This window comes from Phaeodactylibacter xiamenensis (assembly GCF_000759025.1).
GTDB classification, from domain to species: domain Bacteria; phylum Bacteroidota; class Bacteroidia; order Chitinophagales; family Saprospiraceae; genus Phaeodactylibacter; species Phaeodactylibacter xiamenensis.
Genome location: NZ_JPOS01000013.1, coordinates 23,804 through 30,045, shown reverse-complemented (window position 1 = coordinate 30,045; position 6,242 = coordinate 23,804). Strand labels below are relative to the sequence as shown.

At 48.7% G+C, this 6,242-nt stretch carries 6 protein-coding genes and 2 rRNA genes; 6 read left to right on the top strand and 2 right to left on the bottom strand.

What is annotated here, in order from left to right; all coding sequences use genetic code 11:
• The 5 genes from IX84_RS33840 to IX84_RS05745 form a co-directional block, all read left to right on the top strand.
• A 23S ribosomal RNA gene (locus tag IX84_RS33840) occupies window positions 1–160 on the top strand; the annotation flags it as partial.
• A 104-nt stretch (window positions 161–264) separates the two neighbouring features.
• Window positions 265–373: ribosomal RNA gene (gene rrf, locus IX84_RS05760) — 5S ribosomal RNA — on the top strand.
• A 429-nt stretch (window positions 374–802) separates the two neighbouring features.
• Window positions 803–1,384 carry an RNA polymerase sigma factor gene (locus IX84_RS05755; RefSeq protein WP_238578235.1) on the top strand — a complete coding sequence of 194 codons (582 nt, stop codon included), beginning with the start codon at window positions 803–805 and terminating at the stop codon, window positions 1,382–1,384.
• Window positions 1,385–1,388: 4 nt separating this feature from the next.
• The gene (locus IX84_RS05750; RefSeq protein ID WP_044217424.1) at window positions 1,389–1,694 is read left to right on the top strand and encodes a hypothetical protein; all 306 of its coding nucleotides are present in this window, start codon (window positions 1,389–1,391) and stop codon (window positions 1,692–1,694) included.
• A 24-nt stretch (window positions 1,695–1,718) separates the two neighbouring features.
• On the top strand, window positions 1,719–2,552 hold the full coding sequence (locus IX84_RS05745) for a mechanosensitive ion channel family protein (protein ID WP_052515793.1): 834 nt from the start codon (window positions 1,719–1,721) through the stop codon (window positions 2,550–2,552).
• Here IX84_RS05745 and IX84_RS05740 read toward each other — a convergent pair whose 3' ends face one another.
• Window positions 2,553–3,248, bottom strand: coding sequence for a glycoside hydrolase family 25 protein (locus tag IX84_RS05740; protein WP_238578234.1), 696 nt, complete (start codon window positions 3,246–3,248; stop codon window positions 2,553–2,555). It lies immediately after the preceding gene.
• Between the two features lie 246 nt (window positions 3,249–3,494).
• On the opposite strand from IX84_RS05740, the gene IX84_RS05735 reads away from it, so the two are divergent.
• Window positions 3,495–4,715 (top strand): aspartate aminotransferase family protein, encoded by a 1,221-nt coding sequence (locus IX84_RS05735; protein WP_044217420.1) that lies wholly within the window; start codon window positions 3,495–3,497, stop codon window positions 4,713–4,715.
• Here IX84_RS05735 and IX84_RS05730 read toward each other — a convergent pair.
• Window positions 4,690–6,117, bottom strand: a complete 1,428-nt coding sequence (locus IX84_RS05730) for a lytic transglycosylase domain-containing protein (protein WP_052515791.1) — start codon at window positions 6,115–6,117, stop codon at window positions 4,690–4,692. The two genes, IX84_RS05735 and IX84_RS05730, sit on opposite strands and share 26 nt — an antisense overlap.
• Between the last annotated feature and the right edge of the window lie 125 nt (window positions 6,118–6,242).

The window sequence follows — 6,242 nt, the reverse complement described above, 5'->3', positions numbered from 1 at the left end:
AAGGTATTTAAGCTAAGCACTGAAAGCATCTAAGTGCGAAGCCGGCTCCAAGATGAGTATTCCTAGAGGGTTGTAGAAGATGACTACGTAGATAGGCTACAGGTGGAAGCGCAGTGATGTGTGGAGCCGAGTAGTACTAATTGCCCGAAAGCTTCCCGTGAAAGGGAGCAAGCGCACACTACAGCGCTACTAAAGCTTGATTTCAAAGAACTTTCTGACCCCAACTTGTCAAGATATAGCCTGCCAAAGGGCAGCGCAAGAATTGCTGGTGGTTATAGCAGGGAGGCTCCACCTCTTCCCATTCCGAACAGAGCAGTTAAGCTCCCTAGCGCCGATGGTACTACGAAAGTGGGAGAGTAGGTCGCTGCCAGCTCAATCTAACCTTAAGCCCCGTTGCAGAATACCGCAGCGGGGCTTTCTGGTTTTATAGCCATACGATATAGCCCAATATGCACTGAATGTAAAACCTGCCCAACTCCGGGGGCTGAAATAATGCATGGCTTTACTATTAACAGTTGTTGTAGATTAGTACTTGGTGTTTGTCATTCAAGGTCCTTTCTCGTATCTTCAACCTTAAATGAGAAGTAGAAGGAGTAGATGGGCTCATGCAACATAATGCTCCTACGTAACAACAGACTCTCCCTTCATTGATTGATTGCACATTTATTTTTATCGGATACTCCCTCGGCTGAAACGTTAAAGTTTATAGTAGTTCAGCATTTAGGAGTAACTTATTTCGGAAACTTGCGTCCCAATAGTTCCAGTATGGAAGTTACAGGGGCGGTGTCAAAACAAGTACCCCTTGGAAAACACTTGCAATAAAGAGATGAAGGACCTGAAGGTCATTCATAGTTACCTCGAAACGCAGGCGGCTGCTTGCTTCAAGGTGCTATATGATCGTTATGTCGGCAGAATCTATGCCAAGTGCATCTCAATGCTGAAAGATGATGCACTAGCCCAGGATGCGACCCAGGAAATCTTTACAAAAGTGTTTCTCAATCTGTCGAGGTTTAAGGAGCAGTCAAGGTTTTCTACCTGGGTTTATTCTATTACCTATAACTATTGCATCGATTACCTGCGCCGCAAGAAAAAACAAAAGGATCTGTTCTCTGATGACATGGAGCAGGCTCCGGACCTGGCAGAAGAAGAGGTTTCGGATAAAATTATCTTTGAAATAGAACTGGACCAGCTGGAGCAGGTCCTGCAGGAAATACCGGATAGCGACCGTATGGTGCTTTTGATGAAGTATCAGGACCGTATGTCAATTAAGGAAATCGCAGATATAATCGGCAAAACCGAAAGTGCAGTGAAAATGAAAATCAAACGGGCAAAAGCCAAAGCTCAGGAAACGAGGCAGGCTTTATTCCCCCAACCAATAATGTAGTGGCATGGAAGAAGGACCGAACAATTTCGAACGGCTTTTAGAGCGGCAGGCGGAGGCCATTCACCCTGATGTACAGGAGCGGACGGAGCAGGGGTTGTTCAAAACCTTTGAATCACTTCGGTTGGTGGGGCAGTTGCTCGATGTCTTTGTGCCCAAAATGGTCGATGTGCTGGTCGTGGCAGCAGGAGGAGACTCTAGCAGGAAACCTGTTTCTGCCGGGCTGGACGCACATGCCCGCAAAGGCCCGGCTGCGTCTCCAGATAACCATGGCCCTTCACTGCCGAAAGAAGGCTTGGATGAAATCAGATAATCAATAATTCAAAACAATTCCACCGTGGACACAACCAACTTTAATCTGTGGAAAATCCTTGAACAATTACTGGCGGGCTTTGCTGCCGTAGTTCCTAACCTGCTGGGCGCATTCGCCGTATTAATCATTGGGCTGATCGTATCAAAAATGGCTAGACGGCTGGTCCGTAAGATGTTAAAGAGTATCGGCGCCGACCACCTCGCTGAGCGGCTGAATGAAATAGAGCTCCTTAGTAATAACAACATACGTCTTGTACCCAGTAAGCTGTTGTCTACGGTTGTCTATTATTTCCTGTTGTTTATTTTCGTGGTAGCCGCTACGGATATCCTTAATATGGAGGTGATCTCCGTGCTCGTTGGCGATATACTCAACTACGTCCCGGTGGTGATTTCCGCTTTAGCTGTTTTGGTTATTGGGCTGTTCATCAGTGATTTTCTAAAGAATATTGTCAAAACCACTTGTGACTCGCTGGCTATCCCGGCAGCGGGGCTTGTATCCAATATTGTATTTTACTTCTTATTTCTAAATGTGATCATGATTGCCCTGTCACAGGCTAAAATCGATACCGGTTTTATCCAGGACAACTTATCCATTATACTGGCAGGCATCGTATTTGCTTTTGCGATCGGTTACGGTTTTGCTTCCCGCAGCATCGTGGCCAACTTTCTGGCTTCCTTTTACAATAAAGGCAAAGTCAGCCTGGGTGATAATGTCGAAATTGAAGGCGTGACCGGAAAGGTGATCGCAATCGATAATAGCACGATCACTCTTGATGCGAAAGACCGACGGGTGATCGTACCGCTGAGCAAGCTTACCGAAAAGAATATTGCCATCCTCAAGTCTGACGCTCCGGTCTAGCTAACGCTGGGCCACTTCTGACAACACCGGAGCAGGAAAATAACAAAGGCTGTCCAGTTGTGCCATATCTCCCTGGAAGACATTAAAATCCACAGGGCCCGCTATGCCCTGGAGATTGCCGCGGTTGCCATATTGCCAAAATTGCCAGTCCCGGCCACAGGCAGGGCGGGGCTCCCGACGGCTGTACCGGGCGATCCATAACGGATATTCATCGAAGTGCCCTGCCAGGTACTTATTATAAAATTTAAGGTTGGTATACAAAATGGGTTTGACGCCGTAGTGAATTTCCGAAAGGTAAAGCCAGGTGAGCACACTACTGACCAGCTTCACTTTAGATACGCCGTCCAGCACTTCCACATCCAGCACAGGAGGGAGGTCGCCCGGTTCGATCTGGACGGCCGTCTGGAAGTTGAAAGCCTGCTCGTATACAGGGGTTTGAGGCCTGAAGAAATGGTAGGCACCACGCCGGATATCAGCCGCTTTCATGGCCGCCCAGTTGTCACAAAACAGCGTATCAATGAGGGTCATCCCTTCAGAAGCTTTAACAAATGCAAACTGCACCCCCTGCTCTGCGACCGATTCCCAGTCAATTTCCGCCTGATAATGAGAGACATCAATCCCATGTACCTCGTAGCCGGGCATACGGGCAGTCTCCTGTTCGCAACTGAACAGGAAAAAACTCAGACCAGCAATCACAAAAAAGTAGCTTTTCGAGCCCACCGTTTTCCTGCATTTAATGCCTAAAAATAAGTAAAAGCCGGAGTACCTTGCAGGTATCTGAACTAATATCGCTGATTAAAAGGTGCTTGTAAAGTGCTTACAGCAGCTTTAGTATTTTGATAATAAGCATAGTTTTATTAAATACGGTGCAGCTGCCTGTAAAGATGCGGAAACCCAATTTAATTTACCCCGCTTGTCGAGTGCAGGACAAAAAATCAATTTATGAACCTTCGTCAGCTGTTTTTACAACATGTCGCTCAAACCAGCGCGTTCCCTTTGATGCTGGAAATTGATTCTGCGCAGGGCATGTACCTGCACAACAAAGAAGGAAAGGCTTATCTTGATCTGATCGCAGGAATTGGGGTCAGTTGCCTCGGGCATAAACATCCGGCAGTGGTAGAGGCAATTAAAACCCAGGCAGACCGCTATTTGCACACACTCGTGTACGGAGAGTTTGTCCTGGCGCCACAGGTTCAGCTGGCAGAATTGCTGGCCAGGCAATTGCCGGATTCTCTGGAAAGTGTATACTTTGTTAACTCAGGTACAGAAGCTACGGAAGGGGCCATGAAACTGGCCAAGCGTTACACCGGGCGGGCAGAAATCATTTCCTGCAAAAAGGCCTACCACGGCAGTACACAAGGCGCTGCCAGCCTGATGTGGCCCAAAGATTTTACACAAGCCTTCCACCCTTTGCTGCCGGGCATAAGCCATATAGGATACAATTGCGAATGGTGCCTGCAGGACATTACCTCCCAAACTGCGGCGGTAGTCGTAGAGACGGTTCAGGGGGAATGGGGCGTGCGGCCACCCACCGAAGGGTACCTCAAAAAGCTGCGCCAGCGGTGTACAGAAGTAGGAGCCTTGCTCATCTTTGATGAAATACAGGCAGGCTATGGCCGGACGGGCACGCTCTTCGCCTTTGAGCAGTATGACGTAGTACCTGATATATTACTGCTGGCCAAAGGTATGGGGGGGGGGATGCCTATTGGGGCGTTTATAGCGAGCCGCGAAGTGATGCTGGCCCTTTCTGATAAGCCTATTCTCGGTCACATTACAACTTTCGGCGGCCACCCGGTGAGCTGTGCTGCCGGGTTAGCGACCTTGCAAACACTCCTTTCCACAGACTATATCCAACAGGTAAAGCAAAAAGAGGCGCTTTTTCTCGAATTGCTAAAGCACCCGGGCATACGGGAAGTACGCAGTGCCGGTCTGTGGATGGCCGTGGAAATGATCGATTTTGACTTTATTCAGGCCGTCATCAAACGCTGTTTGCAAGCAGGGTTGTTAACCGATTGGTTCCTGTTTAATGACCGCTCCCTGCGCATCGCCCCGCCTCTCATTATTACAGAGGAGGAGATCCGATGGGCATGCGAGGTTATTCTTGACGCCGTGGAGCATACCTTTAAGGACAGAGGGCTTACTCGCTGGGATGTACTGCACTAAGAAGCGACCAGGGTATTTTGACTACATTTCCGGGACGCAGCTTGGCATCGGACGCCAGACCATTCATTTTTATAATATCGTTCACGTGCACACTCTGAAATTGACTGGAAAACTCCAGTAAACGCTGGCGTTGGCGTATCACAAAATGAGCAGGTACTGCTGGTAGCTCTGGCTGATATGCGCCGGGTAACTGCAGGGCAGCAGGCAATGGGACCGCTGGCAGGTGGTCAAGATCAGGTACCCTGGGCATTGGTTGGAACCGGCGGATTTTTTTAGGATAAAAAACCCTGAGCTCTAGCCCTGCGTCAAGGGTATCCGTTTTGAGCTGGTTCCAGGCAATAAGTTGATGGACAGAAACCTTAAGCCGTTCTGCAACCGCTGCAACTGATTCTTCCTGTGTAACAAAGTAAACAGTTTGGTGGTACTGATCAGGGATAGGAGGTAAGGCTTTCACCGGGCTCCCGTCAAAGAAAGCGTCTGCCAGGTGGTCGGGCCGTTTGGCTTCCATATAGTCTTTGACTGCCTGCATGACACGCTTGGGCAGAATAAGGAAATTGCCAGTCGGGTCATTCGGGATTAAGTCCCGTTTGTAAGCAGGATTAAGCGTTTTTATCCTGTCAATGGAAAGCCCGGTCAACTGGCCAATACGGTAAAAGCTAATTGCATCATACACCGTAATGGCTTCTGTGATTTGCAGTTCCAAATCTGGATATACGGGTTCGATATCGTACTGCTTGTAGTATTCCATAAGATACGTAGCAGCAATGAATGCAGGTACATAGTTGCGGGTTTCCCTGGGCATATAACGGCGGATCTTCCAGAAGTTCTTGCTACGCCCTCTTTTGATCGCCCGGCTTACCCGGCCAGAACCTCCGTTATAGGCAGCTAGTGCCAGAGCCCAGTCCCCATACTTCTCGTAAGCCTTTTTGAGGTAATGTATGGCAGCTTCCGTTGACTTATGGGGGTCCCGCCTTTCATCAACATAATCGTTGACTTTCAGCCCGTAATCGGCAGCAGTACCGGGCATGAATTGCCAAAGGCCTTCTGCACCCACCGGGGAAATCGCATGCGGGTCAAGGGCAGACTCGACTACGGGAAGGTATTTAAGCTGCTGTGGCATGCTGTGCTTAGCCAAAAGCGCTTCTATCGTTGGAAAATAAAGTACTGCTCTGCCTGTAACAAGCTCGGCCTTCCGGGCTTCCCGGCGGTAAAGGTAGCCCCGGATGTAGGCACCTACAATACTGTTATACTTTAATTCAAAGATGGGGTCTTCGATCTGTTCCAGGCGGTCGATAATGGTCGCCTCGTCAAATTCGGGGGTGCTGTCTGCATAAAGAGGCTGACAGGAAAGCGCTAAGCTAACCAACAGCCCTAAGGACAGTTTGAAACACTGGGTTTTCATGGGTAGACATTATTGTGTGAACAGCACGTGGGGCTCTGCCTCAAGCACTGTTAGCCTCCAAAATTACGAAAAATAGGCAAGCCATACCCCGACAAAATGTTAAGATCGGGTTTGGGATTGATAAT